We start from the raw sequence: 20,949 nt of genomic DNA, 5'->3' as shown, positions 1-20,949 counted from the left end.
TGCCGCCCCGGCACCCGTTCCGTCCGATGCGGAGGCGCGCCATGTGTTCCCACCAGTGCCCGTCCCACGACAGCGGTGTCCCCCATGTGGTGGCCGCACACCCGGAGCAGGGCTGGACTCTGCTGTGCGACGGCAAGATCGTCTTCGACGACACCGGTGAGCTGCTGCCCGACGGCCGGATCGTAGCGCCCCACCGGGTGCCGGCCGAGCGGCTCGCCGCGGCGGCCTGACCGGCTCGGTCCCGTCATGGGAGCACGGCGAACCCGTCGAGTTCCACCGTCGCCCGTTCGTCCCACAGTCGTACGACCTCCACGACGGCCATCGCGGGGTAGTCGCGGCCGGCCAGCCTCCGCCAGACGCGTCCCAGTTCGGGCGCGTGGCGGCGGTAGGCGGCGACGTCGGTGGTGTAGACGGTGACGCGGGCGAGGCGGTCGGGGGTGCCGCCGGCCGCGCGCAGGGCGGTGAACAGGTTGCCGAGGGCCTGCTCGAACTGTTCGGGGAGGGTGTCGCCGAGGACCTTGCCGTCGGGGTCGAGCGCGGTCTGGCCCGCGAGGAAGACGATCCGGCTCCCGGTGGCGACGACCGCGTGGGAGAAGCCGGTGGGCGGGGAGAGCTCGGGCGGGTTGACGCGCTCGACGGTCATCGGGCCTCCACGTGGGCGTACAGCTCCTTGGCGATGATCCCGCGTTGCACCTCGCTGGCGCCCTCGTAGACGCGCGGGGCGCGCACCTCGCGGTAGAGGTGTTCGAGGAGGTGGCCGCGGCGCAGGGCGCGGGCGCCGTGCAGCTGGACGGCCGCGTCGACGACGTACTGCGCGGTCTCGGTGGCGAGCAGTTTCGCCATCGCCGAGCGCTTGGGGACGTCAGGGTCGCCGGCGTCGTACGCGGTCGCCGCCGCGTACACCATCAGGCGTGCCGCGTCCGTGCGCAGCGCCATCTCCGCGACCCGGTGGGCGACCGTCTGGAGGTCGCCGAGTCTGCCGCCGAAGGCCTCGCGGCGCGCGGTATGGGCGAGGGCGGCGTCCAGCGCCGCCTGTGCCATGCCGACCGCGAAGGCGCCCACGCTGGGCCGGAAGAGGTTGAGGGTGCCCATGGCCACCCGGAAGCCGCGGTCCGGCTCGCCGAGGACGTCGTCCGCGGTGACGGGTACGGCGTCGAAGTCCAGGCTGCCGATGGGGTGCGGGGAGAGCATCTCCAGCGCGGCGCCGGTCAGTCCGGGGCGGTCGGCGGGCACCAGGAAGGCGGTCACGCCGCGGGCGCCCGCTCCGGGGGTGGTGCGCGCGAACACGGTGTAGAGGTCGGCCTCGGGTGCGTTGGAGATCCAGCACTTCTCGCCGGTGAGCCGCCAGCGCCCGGGCCCGTCGGGCCGGGCCGTGAGCGACAGGGCCGCCGCGTCCGACCCCGCCCCGGGCTCGCTCAGGGCGAAGGCGGCCACCGCGCCGCCGTCGGCCACCCGGGGCAGCCAGTGCTCCCGCTGGGCCGGGGTGCCGTGGGCGTGGACCGGGTGGGCGCCCAGGCCCTGGAGGGCCAGGGCGGTCTCGGCCTCGGTGCAGGTCTGGGCGAGCGACTCGCGCATCAGGCACAGGTCGAGCGCGCCGGAGGTGAACAGGCGGGCCAGGAGACCGAGGCGGCCGAGTTCGGCGACGAGCGGGCGGTTGACGCGGCCCGGCTCGCCCTTCTCGGCGAGCGGGCGCAGCCGTTCGGCGGCCAGGGTGCGCAGTTCGGCACACCAGGCCGTCTGCTCCGGTTCGAGTGAGAATGCGGGCATTCGCCGGTCCCCTCTCCCGTGTCACTCCTCGGGTCTTGCTTCGTGTCTCTCCTCGCCTCTCCCCCGACGGTATCGCGTCAGGTTGACTGTCGTCACCAACGCGATACGCTCGCTTGCGCGAGCCCACCGTCAAGGCCTGTCCGGCAAGGGGGCGAACCGCCATGCATGTCTCGGCCCACGTCGACACCTTCGCGCGCGACCACCTCCCGCCGCCCGGCGAATGGCCCGAACTGCGCTTCGACCTGCCTGAGCTGCGTTACCCCGACCGGGTGAACTGCGCGGCCGAGCTGCTGGACCACGCCGACCCCGGCCGTCCGGTGTTCCACACCGCCGAGGGCCCGTCGTGGACGTACGGCGACCTGCGCGCCCGCGTCGACCATGTGGCCCACGTCCTCACCCGCGACCTCGGGGTGGTCCCGGGCAACCGCGTCCTGCTGCGCGGCCCGACCACGCCGTGGCTCGCCGCCTGCTGGCTGGCGGTGCTGAAGGCGGGCGCGGTCGCGGTCACCGTGCTGGCCCAGCAGCGGCCGCACGAGCTGGCGACGATGTGTGAGATCGCCCGGGTGGGGCACGCCCTGTGCGACATCCGGGCCGTGGACGACCTGGCGAAGGCCGAGATACCGGGCCTCAGGATCACGACGTACGGCGGGGACGCGCCGGACGACCTCCTCAACCGTGCGACGCCCGCGGCGCCGTACCGGGCCGTGGACACCGCCTGCGACGACGTGGCGCTGATCGCGTTCACCTCCGGCACCACCGGTCGGCCCAAGGGATGCATGCACTTCCACCGCGACGTGCTCGCGATCGCCGACACCTTCTCCCGGCATGTGCTCAGACCCCGGGCGGACGACGTCTTCACCGGCAGTCCCCCGCTGGGCTTCACCTTCGGCCTCGGCGGGCTGGTCGTCTTCCCGATGCGGGCCGGGGCCAGCTCCCTGCTCCTCGAACAGGCCGGACCCAGGCAGTTGCTGCCCGCGATCGCCGCGCACCGCGTGTCGGTGCTGTTCACCGCGCCGACCGCGTACCGGGCGATGCTCCAGGAGCCCGCCGGCCACGACCTGTCGTCCCTGCGGCGCTGTGTCTCCGCCGGCGAGAACCTGCCCGCCGCCACCTGGCAGGCCTGGCACGAGCGCACCGGCCTGCGCGTCATCAACGGCATCGGCGCCACCGAGCTGCTGCACATCTTCGTCTCGGCCGCCGACGAACACATCCGGCCCGGGACGACCGGACTGCCGGTACCGGGCTGGCAGGCCCGCGTGCAGGACGGGCACGGCAACCCGCTGCCCGACGGTGAGCCCGGTCTGCTGGCGGTACGCGGACCGATCGGCTGCCGCTATCTCGCCGACCCGCGGCAACGGGAGTACGTCCGCGACGGCTGGAACCTCACCGGTGACACGTACGTCCGGGACGGCGACGGGTACTTCCGCTACGTGGCCCGCGCCGACGACATGATCATCTCCGCGGGTTACAACATCGCCGGCCCGGAGGTGGAGGACGCGCTGCTGCGCCACCCGGACGTGGTGGAGGCGGCGGTCGTGGGACGGCCGGACGAGGCGCGCGGACAGATCGTGGTGGCGTACGCCGTGGTGCGGGAGGGCGCGGCGCGGGACGCGGAGGCGCTGCGCGCCTTCGTCAGGTCCGAGCTGGCGCCGTACAAGTGCCCGCGCGAGTTCGTCTTCCTGGACGCGCTGCCACGCACCGCCACCGGCAAGCTCCAGCGATTCCGGCTGCGCACCAAAAGTGACCAGCAGTGATGCCGAAGACCTAAAATGATCAACGTGTCCGAGCAGCACGCCCCCCGGTCCCTCATCGTCACGCTCTACGGCGCGTACGGCCGCTTCATGCCCGGCCCGGTGCCCGTCGCCGAGCTGATCAGACTGCTGGCCGCGGTCGGCGTGGACGCGCCCTCCGTGCGCTCGTCGGTGTCGCGTCTGAAACGGCGCGGGCTGCTGCTGCCGGCCCGCACCGCCCAGGGCGCGGCCGGGTACGCGCTCTCACCCGAGGCCGTGCAGCTGCTGGACGACGGCGACCGGCGCATCTACGCCACGGCGGCCCCGCAGGACGAGGGCTGGGTGCTCGCGGTGTTCTCGGTGCCGGAGTCGGAGCGGCAGAAGCGGCACGTGCTGCGTTCCCGGCTGGCCGGCCTGGGCTTCGGCACGGCGGCCCCGGGGGTGTGGATCGCACCGGCCCGGCTGCACGAGGAGACCCGGCACACCCTCCAGCGCCTCGGGCTCGATCCGTACGTCGACTTCTTCCGCGGCGACCACCTGGGCTTCGCGCCCACCGTCGAGGCGGTCGCCCGCTGGTGGGACCTGGCGGCGATCGCCAAGGCGCACGAGGCGTTCCTCGATGTGCACGCCCCCGTGCTGCACGCCTGGGAGCGCCGCTCGGACACCCCGCCCGAGGAGGCCTACCGCGACTACCTCCTCGCCCTCGACTCCTGGCGCCACCTGCCCTACACCGACCCCGGCCTGCCCGCCCGGCTGCTGCCCGCCGACTGGCCGGGGGCGCGCTCCGCGGCGGTGTTCCAGGGGCTGCACGAGCGGCTCAGGGAGGCCGGGGCGGCCTTCGCCGAAGTGTGACCGTCGCGGCCGGGGCAGGGGTCAGCGGCCCAGGGTGAGCCGGGGTCTGGGGGCGTCCGTGCGTCCGGTCTGCGGGCGCCGGCTGCCCGCCCGGTAGGGCGCGGGCCAGACCACGCCCGGGCCCTCGTAGCCCTGCTCGGCCGCCGCGTGCAGCGTCCAGTGCGGGTCGTACAGGTGCGGGCGGGCCAGCGCGCACAGGTCCGTGCGGCCCGCCAGGATCAGGGAGTTGACGTCGTCCCAGGAGGAGATCGCGCCGACCGCGATCACCGGGACGCCCGCCGAGTTCCGGATGCGGTCCGCGAACGGTGTCTGGTACGAGCGCCCGTACTCCGGCCGCTCCTCGGCGACCACCTGTCCGGTCGAGACGTCGATCGCGTCGGCGCCGTGCGCGGCGAAGGCGCGGGCGATCCGGACGGCGTCCTCGGCGGTGACGCCGCCCTCGGCCCAGTCGGTGGCGGAGATCCGCACGGTCATGGGCTTCTCCGCCGGCCACACCCCGCGGACCGCGTCGAAGACCTCCAGCGGGAAACGGAGCCGTTTCTCCGGTGAGCCGCCGTAGGCGTCCGTGCGCAGGTTGGTCAGCGGGGAGAGGAAACCGGAGAGCAGATAGCCGTGCGCGCAGTGCAGTTCGAGCAGGTCGAAACCGGCGCGGGCGGCCCGCCAGGCGGCGGCCGCGAACTGCTCGCGGATGTCGGTCAGTTGCGCGCGGGAGAGCTGGCGCGGGATCTGGCTGCCCGCCTTGTACGGCAGCGGGGAGGCGGCCACGACCGGCCAGTTGCCGTCGGGCAGCGGTTCGTCGATGCCCTCCCACATCAGCCGGGTCGAGCCCTTGCGGCCGGAGTGGCCGAGCTGCACGCCGACCGCGGTACCCGGGGCCTGCGCGTGCACGAAGTCGGTGATCCGCCGCCAGGCCTCGGCCTGCCTGCCGGTGTACAGGCCGGTGCAGCCGGGGGTGATCCTGCCCTCCTCGCTCACGCACACCATCTCGGTCATCACCAGCCCGGCGCCGCCGAGGGCCCGGGAGCCGAGGTGGACGAGGTGGAAGTCACCGGGGACGCCGTCCTTCGCCGAGTACATGTCCATGGGTGAGACGACGACCCGGTTGCGCAGGGTCAGGCCGCGCAGCCGGAACGGGGTGAACATGGGGGGCGTGCCGGGCGGGCAGCCGAACTCGTGCTCCACGGCCCCGGTGAAGCGGGCGTCGCGCAGCCGGAGGTTGTCGTGGGTGACCCGGCGGCTGCGGGTGAGCAGGTTGAAGGCGAACTGGCGGGGCGGCTGGCCGAGGTACAGCCGGAGGTTCTCGAACCATTCGAGGCTGGCGCGGGCGGCGCGCTGGGTCGAGGCGACGACGGGCCTGCGCTCCGCCTCGTACGCGGTCAGCGCCTCGGCCAGGGTGGGCTGTTCCGTCAGGCAGGCGGCGAGCGCGAGGGCGTCCTCGACGGCGAGCTTGGTGCCGGAGCCGATGGAGAAGTGGGCGGTGTGGGCGGCGTCGCCGAGGAGGACGACGTTGCCGCAGGACCAGCGGTCGTTGACGACCGTGCGGAAGGTGGTCCAGGCGGAGTTGTTGGAGCGCAGCGGGCGCCCGCCGAGTGCGTCGGCGAAGAGCTTGGCGCAGCGCTCGACGGACTGCTGCTCGTCCATCTCCTCGAAACCGGCGGCCCGCCACACCTCCTCGCGCATCTCGACGATCACGGTGGAGGCGCCGAATTGATTCTGCGGCCCGGAGGGCCTCGTTGAGGGGTGGTGGTCGGGAGACGGGTGGGCATAGGGGTAGCCGTGCAGCTGCATCACGCCGTGCTCGGTCTCGGCGATCTCGAAGCGGAAGGCGTCGAACGCGAAGTCGGCGGCGAGCCAGATGTAACGGCAGCGGTGCGTGGCCACATGGGGCCGGAACACATGGGCGTAGGCCTCGCGGGTGGTGCTGTGCACACCGTCGGCGGCGATGACGAGGTCGTACGCCTCGGAGAGCCAGGCCGGGTAGGGGGCCTCGCTGCGGAAGCGCAGTTCCACGCCGAGGTCTCGGCACCGCTGGTGCAGGATCTCCAGGAGGCGCTTCCTGCCGAGGGCGGCGAAGCCGTGTCCTGAGGAGGTCTGGCGGGTGGTGCGGTGGACGATGTCTATGTCGTCCCAGCGGACGAAGTCCCTCTGGAGGGCCTCGTAGACCACGGGGTCGGCGTGTTCTATGCCGCCGAGGGTCTCGTCGGAGAGGACCACTCCGAAGCCGAAGGTGTCGTCGGGGGCGTTGCGTTCCCAGAGGGTGATCTCGCGGGTGGGGTCGAGGCGCTTGAGCAACGCGGCGGCGTACAGGCCGCCGGGGCCACCACCGATCACGGCGACCTTCATGTCACCTCCCGCGCCACTTCGGGGAGCGCTTCTCGGTGAACGCCGCGTGGAACTCCGCATAGTCCTCGCCGTTCATCAGCAGCGCCTGTGTCGAGGCGTCCAGCTCGACCGCTGCCGCGAGGGGCATGTCCAGTTCGGCCGTGAGGAGGGCCTTGGTCTGGGCGTGTGCCAGGGCGGGGCCGTCGGCGAGGCGGCGGGCCAGGGCCTGCGCCGCTTCGTCCGCGCGGCCCTCCTCGGTCATCTGGCTGACCAGGCCGATCCGCTCGGCCTCGGGTGCCCGTACGGGCTCGCCCAGCATCAGCAGGCGGGTGGCGTGGCCGAGGCCGACCACGCGGGGCAGCAGGTAGGCCGCCCCCATGTCGCCGCCGGACAGGCCGACCCGGGTGAAGAGGAACGCGAACCGGGCGCTCGGGTCGGCCACCCGGAAGTCCGCCGCCAGGGCCAGGACCGCTCCCGCCCCCGCCGCGACCCCGTGCACGGCCGCGATCACCGGGAAGGGGCACTCCCGTACGGCCCGCACGACCTGCCCGGTCATCCGGTTGAAGTCGAGCAGCTGGGCGGTGTCCATGGCGAGGGTGGCGCCGATGATCTCGTCGACGTCGCCGCCGGAGCAGAACCCGCGGCCCTCGCCGGCCAGCACCAGGGCCCGGACCGACCGTTCGCGGGACAGCTCGGCGAGCAGGTCGCGCAGGTCGGCGTAGGCGCCGAAGGTGAGGGCGTTGAGCTTGTCGGGACGGGCCAGGGTGACGGTGGCGACCCCGTCCGCGAGCGCGACGCTCAGGTGCTCCCAGTGGGCGGTGCGGGCGGCGGAGCCGGTGAAGGGACTCATGACGTGCGGCCTCCCTGGGCAGCGGTGCCACGTGACTCATGCTGGCTCTACCCCACGAAGCTATCACCTGTTTGTGACTGTCGTCATGAGTACGCGACAGAGCGGGTGGGCACGACACGGACAGGGGTGGGCATGAGCCCGGTCACATCGGTCACATCGGTCACAGGAAGTCGACACTCCGGTAACAGCGGGACCTCGTGCGAGAGGCGGGGCGTTGGCCTGGGTAAGCCGCCGGTACCGGGGGCCGAAGCTCCCTGCGGTGCCCGTCGAGGGACTCTGTGGTCGGGCCCCGTACCATGCATACGGTTGAAAGCAGGATTGCCTGCTCCATGAACGGATCCGCCTTGTACGAACGCCCCTCAGCCCCCGCCTCCTGGCGCGTCGCGCTGCCGCACACCGCCGCCGCGGTGCCGGTGGCCCGTGCGCTGGTCCGCACGGCGCTGGCCGAGCAGGAGCACGCGGCCGACTGCGACACCGCGGAGCTGCTCACGGCGGAGCTGGTGGCCAACGCGGTGGAGCACACCGCGGGCACCGGCCCGATCGAGCTGGTGGTGGAGCTCGCGCCCACCGGTTGCCGGGTCGAGGTGCACGACCCGGACCCCGCGCCGCCCGGCCATCTCACCCGTGCCGTCGTCGAGCCCCCCGACCCCTGGCAGGAGGGCGGGCGCGGTCTGCTGCTGATCCGCGCCCTCAGCTCGGCCTGCGGGCACCGGCCCACCGAGGCGGGCAAGGCGGTGTGGTTCAGACTGCCTGTGGTGCCCGCTCAGCGGCGTCCCGTGTGACCCCGGCCGGGGCCTCGCCGACGGCCAGCCGGGACTTCCGGCGCCCGTAGCCGGCGTACACACCGAAGCCCACCGCCAGGAACACCGCGAACTGGATCCAGGTCGTCCAGCCCGTCTCGTACATCAGGTACAGGCAGAAGCCGACGCCGAGCAGCGGGACGACCGGGTACAGCGGCACCCGGAAGCTGCGGGCGAGGCCGGGCTCACGGCGGCGCAGGGCGATCACCGAGACGTTGACGACGGCCATGATGGCGAGCGTGCCGATGGTGCACAGGTTCATCACGGCGTCCAGCGAGGCGAAGGCCGCCGGGACCGCGAAGACGCCTGCGACGATCAGCGTGCCGGCGACCGGGGTGGCGGTCTTCGGCGACACCTTCTCGAAGACGCCCGGGATCAGCCCGTCCCGGGACATCGACATCAGGATGCGGGTCTGGCCGTACATCACGGCGAGCACCACGGAGGCGATGGCGACGACCGCGCCGAAGGCGATCACCCCGCCGCCGACGGCCGAACCCGTGACCTCGCCCACGACGTACGACAGCGCGGCGGGCCGGCCGGCGACCTGGTCGCCGCCGATGGCGCCGGTCGCGGCGAGCGCGACCGCGCAGTACAGCAGGGTGACCACGCCCATGCAGACGAGGATCGCCACCGGGATGTCCCGGCGGGGGTTCTTCGCCTCCTCGCCGGCGGTGGTGATCGCGTCGAAGCCGATGTACGAGAAGAACGCGGCCGTGGTGCCCGCGCCGATGCCGCCGAGGCCGGCGGGCGCGAACGGCGTGAGGTTGCCGTCCTTGAAGGCGCTGAAGCCGATGGCGCAGAAGGCGACGAGGATGGCGATCTTGACGGCGGCCATGACGGCGGTGGCCCCGGCGCTCTCCCTGACGCCGCGCACCAGCAGCACACAGCCCATGGCGATGACGATCACGGCGGGCAGGTTGACCACTCCGCCGTCGCCCGGTCCGGCGCTGAGGGCGACGGGCAGCTGGAGGCCGGTGAGGCTGTGCAGGAGTTCGTTGACGTACTGGCTCCAGCCGACGGCGACCGCCGAGATGGAGATGCCGTACTCCAGCAGCAGGCACCAGCCGACCAGGAAGGCGGTCGACTCGCCGAGCCCGGCGTAGGCGAAGGAGTACGACGAACCGGAGACCGGGATGGCCCCGCCCAGCTCGGCGAAGGAGAAGGCGGTGAAGACGCAGGTGATCGCCGCGAGGACGAAGGAGACGACGACGGCCGGACCGGCCTGGGCGACCGAGTCGGACAGGCCGACGAAGATTCCGGTGCCGACGATCGCGCCGACGCCGAAGCAGATCAGCTGGAAGAGGCCCATGGTGCGCTTGAGGCCGTGGCCTTGGCGGTCGGCGCCGGATTCGGCGACGAGGAGCGCGGGGGGCTTGATACGGGGAGCGGGCATGCGGGTGGTGCTCGTTTCTGGTGGTGCGGGGTGCGACCGGGTTCGTCGCGACGGTGGCCCTGGAAGGGGTGGCTCCGGGCCGCCGGTCAGGATAAGGCCTGGTGGGACGGGTGGGAAAAGCCTGGCGAAGTGGATCAGGCCAGGGTGGCGACGAGGACCGCCTTGATGGTGTGCAGCCGGTTCTCGGCCTCGTCGAAGACGACCGAGTGCTTCGACTCGAAGACCTCGTCCGTCACCTCCAGCGAGGTCAGGCCGTAGGTCTCGTGGATCTCGCGCCCGACCTTGGTGCCGAGGTCGTGGAAGGCCGGCAGGCAGTGCAGGAACTTCACGTCCGGGTTGCCGGTGGCGCGCAGCACGTCCATGGTCACCGCGTACGGCTTCAGTGCGGCGATGCGCTCGGCCCAGACCTCCTTGGGCTCGCCCATGGAGACCCAGACGTCGGTGGCGACGAAGTCCGCGCCGGCGACGCCCTCGGTGACCTGCTCGGTGAGGGTGATGCGGGCGCCGCTGCCCTCGGCGAGCTTGCGGGCGTGGCCGACGACGTCCTCGGCGGGCCAGTACTCCCTGGGCGCCACGATCCGCACGTCCATGCCGAGCAGGGCACCGGTGACCAGGTAGGAGTTGCCCATGTTGAAGCGGGCGTCACCGAGGTAGGCGAAGGCGGTCCCGCCGAGCGGCCCCGCGCAGTGCTCGGTCATGGTGAGCACGTCGGCGAGCATCTGGGTGGGGTGCCAGTCGTCGGTGAGCCCGTTGTAGACGGGGACGCCGGCGTACGCGGCCAGCTCCTCGACATTGGCCTGGCTGTCGCCCCGGTACTCGATGGCGTCGAACATGCGGCCGAGGACGCGCGCGGTGTCCTTCACGGACTCCTTGTGCCCGATCTGCGAGCCGGAGGGGTCGAGGTACGTCGTGGCGGCGCCCTGGTCGGCGGCGGCGACCTCGAAGGCGCAGCGGGTGCGCGTCGAGGTCTTCTCGAAGATCAGCGCGATGTTCCTGCCCCGCAGGTACCGCGGCTCACTCCCCGCCTTCTTGGCGGCCTTCAGCTCGGCGGCCAGCTCGACCAGGCCGCGGAACTCCTCGTCGGTGAAGTCCAGCTCCTTGAGGAAGTGGCGGCCGGCGAGGGCGGTCGGGACTGTCGCCATGGGGGCGCTCCGGGGGGACGGGAACAGGAACCCTGGAAGTCTATACGATGTTACACATTTCTATACACCCATCCATGTCTTTACAGCCACCCATGTCTATACGGCCGCCCGTTCGACGGGGCAGCTCATGCAGCGCGGCCCGCCCCTGCCCCGCCCCAGCTCGCTGCCTGGGATCTCTATCACCTCGATGCCTTGTTTGCGCAGATGGGTGTTGGTGGTGGAGTTGCGCTCGTAGGCGACGACGACCCCGGGCTCGACCGCCAGCACGTTGCAGCCGTCGTCCCACTGCTCGCGCTCGGCCGCGTGCACGTCCTGGGTGGCGGTGAGCACCCGGATCTCGCTCAGCCCCAGCGCGGCGGCGATCGCGCGGTGCATGTGTTCGGCAGGGTGGTCGGTGACCTTGAGCTCCTTGTCCCCGGCGCCCGGTTCGATCGTGTACGAGCGGAGCATGCCGAGCCCGGCGTACTGGGTGAACGTGTCGCCGTCCACCATGGTCATCACGGTGTCCAGGTGCATGAAGGCGCGCCGCTTGGGCATGTCCAGGGCCACGATCGTGCTCGCCGAGCCGGCGGCGAACAGCTTGTGCGCGAGCATCTCCACGGCCTGCGGGGTGGTGCGCTCGCTCATGCCGATGAGGACCGCGCCGTTGCCGATCACCAGGACGTCGCCGCCCTCGATGGTGGACGGGTAGTCGGCCTGTCCCCGGGACCAGACGCGGAACGCCTCGTCGCGGAACAGCGGGTGGTGCCGGTAGATCGCCTCGAAGTGCACGGTCTCGCGCTGCCGGGCGGGCAGCCGCATGGCGTTGATGGCGACCCCGTCGTAGATCCAGGCGGAGGTGTCCCGGGTGAACAGGTGGTTGGGCAGGGGCTCCAGGAGGAAGTCGTCGAGGTCCATCACATGGAAGCGGACGGAGGTGGGCTCCGCGTGCGCCTCCAGGAACTCCCGCTTGGTCATGCCGCCGATCAGCGCCTCGGCCAGCTCGGGCGTGGGCAGGGTCTCGAACGCGGCACGGAGGTGGTCGGTGGCGAGGGGGCCGTACTCCTTCTCGTCGAAGACCCGGTCCAGGACGAGCGACCTGGCCTCGGGGACGTCCAGGGCCTCGGCCAGCAGATCGCCGAAGAGGTGGACGGTGACCCCGCGGTCGCGCAGCACGTCCGCGAACCCGTCGTGTTCGGCGCGCGCCCGGCGGACCCAGAGCACGTCGTCGAAGAGGAGGGCGTCCTTGTTGCTGGGGGTGAGCCTTTTGAGCTCCAGATCCGGCCGGTGCAGGATGACGCGGCGCAGCCGCCCGGCCTCGGAGTCGACGTGGAATCCCATGCCTCCATCCTGACCATCACCTTCTCGTTTCACCCTCGCATTGCGGTTTCTCGTTCTCGTCCCATTGACGACAAGTGGCACCAACGGTTATCGTCCTCATGACGAAAAGGAACGAGGGGATCCGATGGCCGACATCACCCGGCGCCTGGGCTGGCGCCACCTGCGCGGCGCTCCGACGGCGCACATCCGGCACCACCGGTCGGGCACGCTGGCGCACGACGGCCCGGGGCTCAGCTTCTGGTACCGCTCGCTGACCGCCGCGCTGTCCGAGGTTCCGGTGGACGACCGGGAGCTGGCGATGACCTTCCACGCCCGCACGGCCGACTTCCAGGACGTGGCGGTGCAGGCGACGGTGACCTACCGGATCAGCGACCCGGCCGTGGCCGCCGCCCGGATGGACTTCTCCATAGACCCGGACACCGGTGTGTGGCGGGGCACCCCGCTGGAGCAGCTGGGCACACTGCTGACCGAGACGGCCCAGCAGCACGCCCTGGACGTGCTGGCCCGTACTCCCCTGGCGGCCGCTCTGGTGGACGGCGTGACGGCGGTGCGCGAGCGGATCGCGGCGGGACTGGGCGCGGAGCCGCGGCTCCCCGCGACCGGCATCGAGGTCGTCGCCGTCCGGGTGGTGGCGCTGCGGCCCGAACCGGAGGTGGAGCGGGCCCTGCGGACGCCGGCGCGCGAGCAGATCCAGCAGGAGGCCGACCGGGCGACCTACGAGCGGCGGGCGGTGGCCGTCGAGCGGGAGCGGGCGATCGCCGAGAACGAACTCGCCAGCCAGATCGAACTCGCCCGCCGCGAGGAGCAGTTGGTCGAGCAGCGCGGCACCAACACCCGCCGCGAGGCCGAGGAGCACGCGGCGGCGGACGCGGTACGGGCCCAGGCGGAGGCGGCGCGCACCGTCAAGCTCGCGGAGGCGGAGGCCACGCGGTCGGTACGGCTGGCCCGTGCCGAGGCCGAGGGTGCGCGGGAGGTCGGCGCGGCGCGGGCCGAGACGCAGGCGGCCTGGCTGCGGGTGCACGCGGAGGTCGACGTCGAGACGCTGCACGCCCTCACGGGGACCCGGCTGGCCGAGAACCTGCCGCGGATCGACAGCCTGACGGTGTCGCCGGACGTGCTGACGGGGCTGCTCGCGAAGCTGGGCACCGGGGAGCCGGCGTGAGCCTCGCCCCGCGTGCCGTGCTGGTCCACCGGAGAACGGAGTACGAGGAGTTGCTGGCCCGGCACGGCACGCACGGGCAGGCCGCCTTCTTCCTCGCCTCCCGGGGCCGGGCCGTGGAGGAGGTGGCCGGCCGCCACCACCGCACCCGGCGGGCGCTCGCCGAGGTCGCCTCGGCGGTGCCGCTGACCTGGCGGCAGACCACGGTCGAGCGGGGCGATCTGGACCGTTTCCTGTTCGGACCGGAGGACGTGGTCGTGGTGGTCGGCCAGGACGGGCTGGTGGCGAACGTGGCCAAGTACCTCACGGGCCAGCCGGTGGTGGGCATCGACACCGACCCCGGCCGCAATCCGGGCGTGCTGGTGCGGCACCGGCCCGAGGACGCCGCGGCCCTGCTGCCGGCCGTCCCGGCCCGGGGCACCGGTGCCGAGGAGCTCACGATGGTCGAGGCCGTCGCCGACGACACCCAGCGGCTGGTCGCGCTCAACGAGATCTACCTCGGCGCGGCCGGCCACCAGACGGCCCGCTACCGCCTGGGCCTCGACGGCGACGGGGGTGTCGTCGAGGCCCAGGCCTCCTCCGGGGTGCTGGTGGGCACGGGGACGGGGGCGACGGGGTGGCTGCGGTCGGTGTGGCAGGAGCGGGGCAGCCGCCTCGCCCTGCCCGGGCCGGCCGAGGACCGCCTGGTGTGGTTCGTCCGCGAGGCCTGGCCGTCACCCGCCACGGGGACCTCCCTGGTCGCCGGGGAACTGGGGGCCTCGGCCGTTCTGTCGGTCACCGTCGAGTCCGACCGCCTCATCGCGTTCGGCGACGGCATCGAGAGCGACGCGCTGGAGCTCACCTGGGGGCAGACGGTCCGGGTGGGCGTCTGCGGGCGGCGGCTGCGGCTGGTGGGCTGACGGCGGTCCTCAGATGGCGGTGCAGGGGACGGGCCAGCGCCGGATGCGGGGCGGCAGGGTCACCGCCCAGCCGTCGGTGACCAGGGCCAGCCGCTCGGCGGCCAGGAGGTCGGCGGCCGTCCGCCGGCCGGGGGGCAGCGCGTCGAGGGGGGCGGGTTCCAGGAGCGCGTGGAAGGCGGCGACCAGTTCGGGGTGGTCCAGGGTGAGCCGGGCCGCGCCGCCGGGCTCCCTGCGGTCCAGCACGGTGACGAAGTCCGGGCCGCGCCGGTGGTAGAGCAGCCCGAGGGAGTGACGCGCCCGCCAGTCGGTCAATTCGGGCCGCTCGTAGGGGTGTTCGACCGGAGGGGGCAGGTGGCGCAGGCTCCGGACGTCGTACGGGATCTCCGGGCCGGCCGCCTCCCAGGTGACGGTGAGCCCCAGCCCCAGGCAGTCGCGCAGGAACCGCACCGCCTCCGCGGTCTCGCGGCCGTCCGCGCCCAGCCGCAGCGGCTCGGTCACCTGGACCCGGCGGCCGGTGACGCGGTGCGGGACGGTGGTGGGCGGCCCGGTCATCCGGTCACCCCCGCGCCGTCGGGCAGCCGGACCGGCGCGTCCCAGGTGGGCAGCGAGACGTACGTCCGGCCGTCGCGGAACAGCAGGCCCAGGGCGAAGGCCTGCCGGAGCCAGGCGGTGAGCGCGTCGGCGGGGACCTCGTGGCCGTCCGCCGTCAGCAGCCGGTGCAGGGCGGGTTCGGTGCGGCCGTCCTCCAGCAGGCGCAGGGCGGTCGCGGCCCAGCCGGTGTAGCGGTGGGTGGTGTGCGGGCGGCCGTGCCGGCGGTCGTGGACCAGGAGGACCCCCTCCTCGTCGCCGGCCTCCTCGTACTCCAGGCGGGAGTGCGGGTGCCCGGCCCGCCACGCGGCGACCGCCTCCTTCAGACGCCGCTCGACCGGGCCGCCGATGCCCGCGTCCTCGGTGTCGAACAGGTAGACGAGATCGGTGAGTTCTTCCTCGGGCAGGTCGTAGACGTGCTGGTACATCTGCGCCGGGCGCCGCTTGCCGAAGCCCAGCTCCGGGTCGGTGAAGTGCGGGCTGAACCGCTCCAGCTGGATCCGGTGGGCGCCGCTGGGCGGCTGGAGGTGGACGAGGTTCGGGAGCTGGTCGATCACCGGGTCGTAGTCCTCGGCGGTCTCGCCCGGGAAGCCGTACAGGAGGTTCCAGGAGCAGGTGAGCGAGTGGTTCTCGCACTCCCTGAGGGTGCGGACGTTGCGGGCGCCGGTGACGCCCTTGTCCATGAGGTCGAGGACCCTGCTGCCCAGGCTCTCGATGCCGGGCTGGATGTGCACCGTGCCGGAGCGGCCGAGGAGGCCGAGCTGGTCGCGGGTGAGGTTGGACTTGACCTCGTAGTGCAGCCGCAGGTCCCAGCCGCTGTCGACGACACGGGGCAGGAAGTCCCGGAAGTACGCCATGTCGATGATGTTGTCGACCGTGACGACGTCGAGGAGGCGGTGGCGCCGGACCAGGTGGTCGATCTCGCCCCACAGCCGCTCCCCCGGTTTGGCACGGAAGGCCATGGAGGTGCCGTTGAGCCCGCAGAAGGTGCAGTGGTGCTTCTCGCCCCACCAGCAGCCCCGCGCCCCCTCGACGACCAGCTTCGGGTGGACGTACTCCACGACCGGGGAGGCATCCAGGGCGGCCTGCCACTGGTCGTAGTCCGGCGAGGGGATGTCGGCCGGGGCCACCGTCCGCCGGGTCTCCGGGTTGGCGCGCGACGTGTGGCCGTCCCACCAGCACAGGCCGGGGACGTCCACGGGCTGTGTGCCGTCGTCCAGGTGACGTAAGAGGGCGGGGAAGGCGTACTCGCCCTCCCCGCGTACCACCTGGTCCACGAACGGGTGATTGCGGTGCAGCGCGTGCCCCATGGGGCCGTCGCAGTTGCTGCCGCCGAAGACCACGACGAGCCCGGGGCGGCGGCGCTTGAGCTCACGCGCGAGGGCCAGCGAGGCCACGTTCTGCATGAAGGTGCTGGTGAACCCGACGACGTCGGGCTCCGCCGCCAGCACCTCGGCCGCGGCCTCGGCGATGAACTCCGCCGCGTACGGACGCATGGCGAGGGCGGTGTCGATGAAGACACCCCGCGCGGCCGCGTAGTCCCGCAGCCGTGCCGTCCCCCAGCCGGGGTCGTCGTACAGGACGCCCGAGAAGACGAAGTCGCCGAGGCCGTGGAAGATCGAGTCGCTGCCGACCTCCACGTAGTCGCCGGGCCGCAGCCGGCCGCCGGAGCGCTCCAGCAGGAACTCCGCCCAGCGCAGCGAGCCGTGGAACTCCGTCACCTCGTCACGCGGCCGGGCCTGCCGCACCAGCTGGTGCAGCAGGCCCAGTTGCAGTGATGGGAGGTCGATCGGATGCCACGGCATCGTCACCAAGTGAACACGCATGCCGTTCGCCGCCGTTTCCTACCGTCTTCCGGTCAGCGGGTCGGCCGTTTCTCCAGGATGGCCGGCCGGCGGCTGGTGCTCCGGTCCTCGCGCACGACGACCTTCTTGATCTCCATGTCCACTCCCCAGAGACGCGTCACATCGAACACCCTTGCGCCTTACGGAAGTCCACCATATGGACGGATACCTGTGTGACACAAGGGTGTTCCGGGACACTCACAGCCGGGGGTCCACCGGCTCCGACTCCAGCGCGAGCACGCCGAACACGGCCTCGTGCACCCGCCACAGCGGCTCACCGTCCCCGAGCCGGTCCAGCGCCTCCAGGCCCAGCGCGTACTCGCGGATCGCCAGCGACCGCTTGTGGTTCAGGAAGCGGGTGCGCAGTCGGGCGAGGACGTCGGGGCGCGTGTAGTCCGGACCGTAGATGATCCGCAGGTACTCACGGCCCCGGCACTTGATCCCGGGCTGGACGAGCCGGCCCTCTGCGTTCCTGACCAGCGCACCGACCGGCTTGACGACCATGCCCTCGCCGCCGCGACCGGTCATCTCCAGCCACCAGTCGATGCCCGCCCGGACCGACTCCGGGTCCCCGGTGTCGACGTGGAGCCGCCGGGTGGTCTGGAGCAGGCCGCTGCCGTCGTGTTCCACCAGCCGGTCCAGCAGGGCGAGCTGCTCGTCGTGCGGCAGGGCGGCGAGGCTGCGGCCCTGGACCGCCAGGATCTGGAAGGGCGCCAGGCGTACGCCGTCCAGGCCCTCGGTGGTCCAGCAGTAGCGCCGGTACGCGTCGGTGAACGCGCCCGCGTTCGAGGCCCGTTCGCGCTGGCGGGCCAGCAGGTCGGTCACCTCGACGCCCCGCGCGGCGGCACCCTCCAGCGCGGCGAGCACACCCGGGAACACCGCGCCCGAGGCGGCGCCGACCGCCGCGTACTGCGACCGCAGCAGCCCGGACGCCTTCAGCGACCACGGCATCAGCTCGGCGTCGAGCAGCAGCCAGTCGGTGGCGAGTTCCTCCCACAGACCGGCCGCGTCGGCGGCCGACCGCAGGCGTCCGAGGATCTCCTCGGTCACCTCCTGGTCGTCGAAGAACGGACGGCCGGTACGGGTGTAGAGCGAGCCCGTGGGGCCGTCCACGCCGAACCTCTTGCGCGCCGCGTCCGCGTCCCGGCACACCAGCGCCACCGCCCGCGAGCCCATGTGCTTCTCCTCGCACACGACCCGGGCGACCCCGTCGGCCGCGTACTGCGCGAAGGCCTCGGCCGGGTGCTCCAAGTAGCCGTCCACGTTCGAGGTCGCCGTCGGTGCCATGGTCGGCGGCAGGTACGGCAGCAGGCGCGGGTCGACCGCGAAGCGGCTCATGACCTCCAGGGCCGCGGCCGCGTTCTCCTCGCGGACGGACACCCGGCCCGAGTGCCGGGTCTCCACCACCCGGCGGCCGTGCACGTCGTTGAGGTCGAGGGGCCGGCCGTCGTGCCCGCCGGGGGCCTCGGTCCGCAGCGGCCTCGCCGGCTCGTACCAGACCCGCTCGGCCGGTACGTCGACCAGCTCGCGCTCCGGCCAGCGCAGCGCGGTGAGCTTGCCGCCGAAGACGGCGCCGGTGTCCAGGCAGATGGTGTTGTTCAGCCATGTGGCCTCGGGTACCGGGGTGTGACCGTAGACGACCGCCGCCCGGCCCCGGTAGTCCTCCGCCCACGGGTAGCGCACCGGCAGCCCGAACTCGTCGGTCTCGCCGGTCGTGTCCCCGTACAGGGCGTGCGAGCGGACCCGGCCGGAGGTGCGGCCGTGGTACTTCTCGGGCAGACCCGCGTGGCAGACGACCAGCCGGCCGCCGTCGAGGACGTAGTGGCTGACGAGACCGTCGATGAACTCGCGTACCTCCCGCGTGAACTCCTCGCTCTCGCCCTCCATCTGCTCGATGGTCTCGGCGAGTCCGTGGGTGTGCTGGACCTTGCGGCCCTTGAGGTGGCGGCCGTACTTGTTCTCGTGGTTGCCGGGCACGCACAGCGCGTTGCCCGACTTCACCATCGACATCACGCGGCGCAGTACCCCCGGGCTGTCCGGGCCGCGGTCGACGAGGTCACCGACGAAGACGGCCGTACGGCCCTCCGGGTGGACGCCGTCGGTGTAGCCCAGCTTGCCCAGCAGCGACTCCAGCTCCGAGGCGCAGCCGTGGATGTCGCCGATGATGTCGAAGGGACCGGTGAGGTGGGTGAGGTCGTTGAAGCGCTTCTCGGTGACGACGGTGGCGTGCTCGACGTCCTCCACGCCACGCAGGATGTGCACCTTGCGGAAGCCCTCGCGCTCCAGGTGGCGTATCGACCGGCGCAGTTCGCGGATGTGCCGCTGGATGACCCGGCGCGGCATGTCGGCCCGGTCGGTGCGGGCCGCGTTGCGCGCGGCGCAGACGTCCTCCGGGACGTCCAGCACGATGGCGATGGGCAGCACGTCGTACCGCTTGGCCAGGTCGATCAGCTGCCGCCGGGCGTCCTGCTGCACGCTGGTCGCGTCGACGACCGTGCGGCGGCCCGCGGCGAGGCGCTTGCCCGCGATGTAGTGCAGGACGTCGAAGGCGTCCCCGGTCGCGCTCTGGTCGTTCTCGTCGTCGGAGACCAGGCCCCGGCAGAAGTCGGAGGAGATCACCTCGGTCGGCCTGAAGTGCCGGCGGGCGAAGGTCGACTTGCCGGAGCCGGAGGCGCCGACGAGCACGACGAGGGAGAGGTCGGTGACGGGGAGGACCCGCCCCTTGTGCTCCGTCGCCCCGCTTGCCCCACTTGCCTCACTCATGCTGCCTTCGCCTCCTTCTTCTCCGTCGTCAGGCGGAACACGGCCATCTGCGTGGGCGGCCCGACCTCGGGGTCGTCCGGCCCGACGGGTACGAACTCCACGCCGTAGCCGTGCCGTTCGGCCACCGCGTGCGCCCACGCCCGGAACTCCTCCCGCGTCCACTCGAAGCGGTGGTCACCGTGCCGGACGTGGCCGGCCGGGAGGCTCTCCCAGCGGACGTTGTACTCGACGTTCGGGGTGGTCACGAGGACCGTGCGCGGGCGGGCCGCGCCGAACACCGCGTACTCCAGGGCGGGCAGCCGGGGCAGGTCGAGGTGCTCGACGACCTCGCTGAGCACGGCGGCGTCGTAGCCCTTGAGGCGGTTGTCGGTGTACGCGAGCGAGCTCTGGAAGAGCTTGACGCGCGAGGCCTGCCGCTCCCCCATGCGGTCCAGCTTGAGACGCCGGGAGGCGATGGTCAGCGCGCGCATCGACACGTCGACGCCGACGATCTCGGTGAACCGCGCGTCCTTCAGCAGCGCCTGCACCAGCTGGCCCTGGCCGCAGCCGAGGTCGAGGACGCGGGCGGCGCCGGACTCCTTCAGCGCGGCGATGATCGCGTCCCGGCGCTGCACGGCGAGGGGGGTCGGCTTCTCCTCCGTCTCGGTCTCGGCCTCGACGGCGTTGTCGATGTCCTCGACCTCGCTGTCGTCGGCCTCCGCGAGCCGCACCAGCTCCAGCCGCTCCATCGCCTGCCGGGTCAGCGACCAGCGGCGCGACAGATAGCGGCTGGTGATCAGCTTCTGCTCCGGGTGCTCCGGCAGCCAGCCCTCACCGGCGCGCAGCAGCTTGTCGACCTCGTCGGAGGAGACCCAGTAGTGCTTGGCGTCGTCGAGGACGGGGAGCAGGACGTAGAGGTGACGCAGGGCCTCGGCGAGGGTGAGCCGTGAGGACTCCAGCACGAGCCGCACGTAACGCGAGTCGCCCCACTCGGGGAATTCGGCGTCCAGGGCGACCGGCTCGGCGGTCACCGCCCAGCCCAGCGGCTCGAAGAGGGCGCGCACGAGGTCGGGGCCGCCGCGGGCGGGCAGCGCGGGGACCTCGATGCGCAGCGGCAGCGGCTCGGCGGCCCGCTCGGGCCGGGCGTTGCACACCCCGCGCATCGCGCTGGAGAAGACGCTGCTCAGCGCCACCGCGAGCAGTGAGGATGCGGCGTACGGCCGGTCGTTGACGTACTGCGCGAGCGCCGCGTCGGGAGCCCCGCCGCGCCCCTTGCCCTTCCCGCGCCGCACCAGCGCCACCGCGTCCACCTCCAGCAGCAGCGCCGCCGTGCAGCGCTCGGCGTCCGCCTCGGGGTAGAGGACGTGCGCCCTGCCGTAGGAGGTGGAGAACGCCTGCGCCTTCTCGGGATGCTTGTGCAGCAGGAAGCCGAGGTCGGTGGCGGGGCGTTCCGAGGTGCCGGTTGTGCCGATGGTCAGGAACATGCCCCGAGTCTCCCCGCCCGGAGCCGCGCTGACCACATGTTTTACGCCCTCGGCTGC

17 protein-coding genes are annotated in these 20,949 nt (G+C 72.6%); 6 read left to right on the top strand and 11 right to left on the bottom strand.

Features of this window, described 5'->3' with window-relative positions; translation table 11 throughout:
* Positions 1-41 precede the first annotated feature (41 nt).
* The gene (locus ACFY01_RS11245; protein WP_390735430.1) at positions 42-230 is read left to right on the top strand and encodes a DUF5999 family protein; all 189 of its coding nucleotides are present in this window, start codon (positions 42-44) and stop codon (positions 228-230) included.
* 14 nt (positions 231-244) lie between these two features.
* Here the strand turns inward: ACFY01_RS11245 and ACFY01_RS11240 are convergent, their stop codons facing one another.
* Both ACFY01_RS11240 and ACFY01_RS11235 read right to left on the bottom strand, forming a co-directional pair.
* Positions 245-643, bottom strand: a complete 399-nt coding sequence (locus ACFY01_RS11240) for a RidA family protein (protein WP_390735429.1) — start codon at positions 641-643, stop codon at positions 245-247.
* A complete protein-coding gene (locus ACFY01_RS11235; RefSeq protein ID WP_390735428.1) occupies positions 640-1,767 on the bottom strand; it encodes an acyl-CoA dehydrogenase family protein in 1,128 nt (375 codons plus the stop codon). The genes ACFY01_RS11240 and ACFY01_RS11235 overlap by 4 nt, the downstream gene beginning before the upstream one ends.
* A 161-nt stretch (positions 1,768-1,928) precedes the next feature.
* Between ACFY01_RS11235 and ACFY01_RS11230 the strand changes: the two genes are divergently transcribed.
* Both ACFY01_RS11230 and ACFY01_RS11225 read left to right on the top strand, forming a co-directional pair.
* Positions 1,929-3,521 (top strand): AMP-binding protein, encoded by a 1,593-nt coding sequence (locus ACFY01_RS11230; RefSeq protein WP_390735427.1) that lies wholly within the window; start codon positions 1,929-1,931, stop codon positions 3,519-3,521.
* A 15-nt stretch (positions 3,522-3,536) separates the two neighbouring features.
* Complete coding sequence (locus ACFY01_RS11225) at positions 3,537-4,349, top strand: PaaX family transcriptional regulator C-terminal domain-containing protein (RefSeq protein ID WP_390735426.1); 813 nt, start codon at positions 3,537-3,539, stop codon at positions 4,347-4,349.
* Between the two features lie 21 nt (positions 4,350-4,370).
* Here the strand turns inward: ACFY01_RS11225 and ACFY01_RS11220 are convergent, their stop codons facing one another.
* Both ACFY01_RS11220 and ACFY01_RS11215 read right to left on the bottom strand, forming a co-directional pair.
* A complete protein-coding gene (locus ACFY01_RS11220) occupies positions 4,371-6,692 on the bottom strand; it encodes a bifunctional salicylyl-CoA 5-hydroxylase/oxidoreductase (RefSeq protein WP_390735425.1) in 2,322 nt (773 codons plus the stop codon).
* A gap of 1 nt (position 6,693) precedes the next feature.
* Entirely contained in the window at positions 6,694-7,521 is an 828-nt protein-coding gene (locus tag ACFY01_RS11215) for an enoyl-CoA hydratase family protein (RefSeq protein ID WP_390735424.1), read from the bottom strand.
* Positions 7,522-7,850: 329 nt separating this feature from the next.
* Between ACFY01_RS11215 and ACFY01_RS11210 the strand changes: the two genes are divergently transcribed.
* Positions 7,851-8,303 (top strand): ATP-binding protein, encoded by a 453-nt coding sequence (locus ACFY01_RS11210; RefSeq protein WP_390735423.1) that lies wholly within the window; start codon positions 7,851-7,853, stop codon positions 8,301-8,303.
* Here the strand turns inward: ACFY01_RS11210 and ACFY01_RS11205 are convergent.
* The 3 genes from ACFY01_RS11205 to ACFY01_RS11195 all read right to left on the bottom strand — a co-directional run bounded on the left by ACFY01_RS11205 (position 8,263) and on the right by ACFY01_RS11195 (position 12,176).
* Positions 8,263-9,714, bottom strand: coding sequence for an amino acid permease (locus ACFY01_RS11205; protein WP_390735422.1), 1,452 nt, complete (start codon positions 9,712-9,714; stop codon positions 8,263-8,265). The two genes, ACFY01_RS11210 and ACFY01_RS11205, sit on opposite strands and share 41 nt — an antisense overlap.
* Positions 9,715-9,848: 134 nt before the next feature.
* On the bottom strand, positions 9,849-10,856 hold the full coding sequence (gene argF / locus ACFY01_RS11200) for an ornithine carbamoyltransferase (RefSeq protein WP_390735421.1): 1,008 nt from the start codon (positions 10,854-10,856) through the stop codon (positions 9,849-9,851).
* Positions 10,857-10,952: 96 nt separating this feature from the next.
* Positions 10,953-12,176, bottom strand: a complete 1,224-nt coding sequence (locus ACFY01_RS11195) for an arginine deiminase (RefSeq protein ID WP_390735420.1) — start codon at positions 12,174-12,176, stop codon at positions 10,953-10,955.
* A gap of 124 nt (positions 12,177-12,300) precedes the next feature.
* On the opposite strand from ACFY01_RS11195, the gene ACFY01_RS11190 reads away from it, so the two are divergent.
* Both ACFY01_RS11190 and ACFY01_RS11185 read left to right on the top strand, forming a co-directional pair.
* Positions 12,301-13,338 carry an SPFH domain-containing protein gene (locus tag ACFY01_RS11190; RefSeq protein WP_390735419.1) on the top strand — a complete coding sequence of 346 codons (1,038 nt, stop codon included), beginning with the start codon at positions 12,301-12,303 and terminating at the stop codon, positions 13,336-13,338.
* The gene (locus ACFY01_RS11185) at positions 13,335-14,234 is read left to right on the top strand and encodes a hypothetical protein (protein WP_390735418.1); all 900 of its coding nucleotides are present in this window, start codon (positions 13,335-13,337) and stop codon (positions 14,232-14,234) included. The genes ACFY01_RS11190 and ACFY01_RS11185 overlap by 4 nt, the downstream gene beginning before the upstream one ends.
* A 9-nt stretch (positions 14,235-14,243) precedes the next feature.
* On the opposite strand, the gene ACFY01_RS11180 is transcribed toward ACFY01_RS11185, so the two are convergent.
* From ACFY01_RS11180 to ACFY01_RS11165, 4 genes are all read right to left on the bottom strand, one after another.
* Positions 14,244-14,786 (bottom strand): DUF5825 family protein, encoded by a 543-nt coding sequence (locus tag ACFY01_RS11180; RefSeq protein WP_390735417.1) that lies wholly within the window; start codon positions 14,784-14,786, stop codon positions 14,244-14,246.
* Entirely contained in the window at positions 14,783-16,648 is a 1,866-nt protein-coding gene (locus tag ACFY01_RS11175; protein WP_390735416.1) for a RiPP maturation radical SAM C-methyltransferase, read from the bottom strand. Before ACFY01_RS11175 ends, ACFY01_RS11180 begins: the two co-directional genes overlap by 4 nt.
* Positions 16,649-16,864: 216 nt before the next feature.
* Positions 16,865-19,429 (bottom strand): polynucleotide kinase-phosphatase, encoded by a 2,565-nt coding sequence (locus ACFY01_RS11170; RefSeq protein ID WP_390735415.1) that lies wholly within the window; start codon positions 19,427-19,429, stop codon positions 16,865-16,867.
* The gene (locus ACFY01_RS11165; protein ID WP_390735414.1) at positions 19,426-20,892 is read right to left on the bottom strand and encodes a 3' terminal RNA ribose 2'-O-methyltransferase Hen1; all 1,467 of its coding nucleotides are present in this window, start codon (positions 20,890-20,892) and stop codon (positions 19,426-19,428) included. The genes ACFY01_RS11170 and ACFY01_RS11165 overlap by 4 nt, the downstream gene beginning before the upstream one ends.
* Between the last annotated feature and the right edge of the window lie 57 nt (positions 20,893-20,949).

This window comes from Streptomyces sp. NPDC001480 (genome assembly GCF_042894725.1).
In the GTDB taxonomy this organism is placed as follows: domain Bacteria; phylum Actinomycetota; class Actinomycetes; order Streptomycetales; family Streptomycetaceae; genus Streptomyces.
Note: the sequence above shows the minus strand (reverse complement) of the source record. Positions and strands in the feature narration are given on the sequence as shown.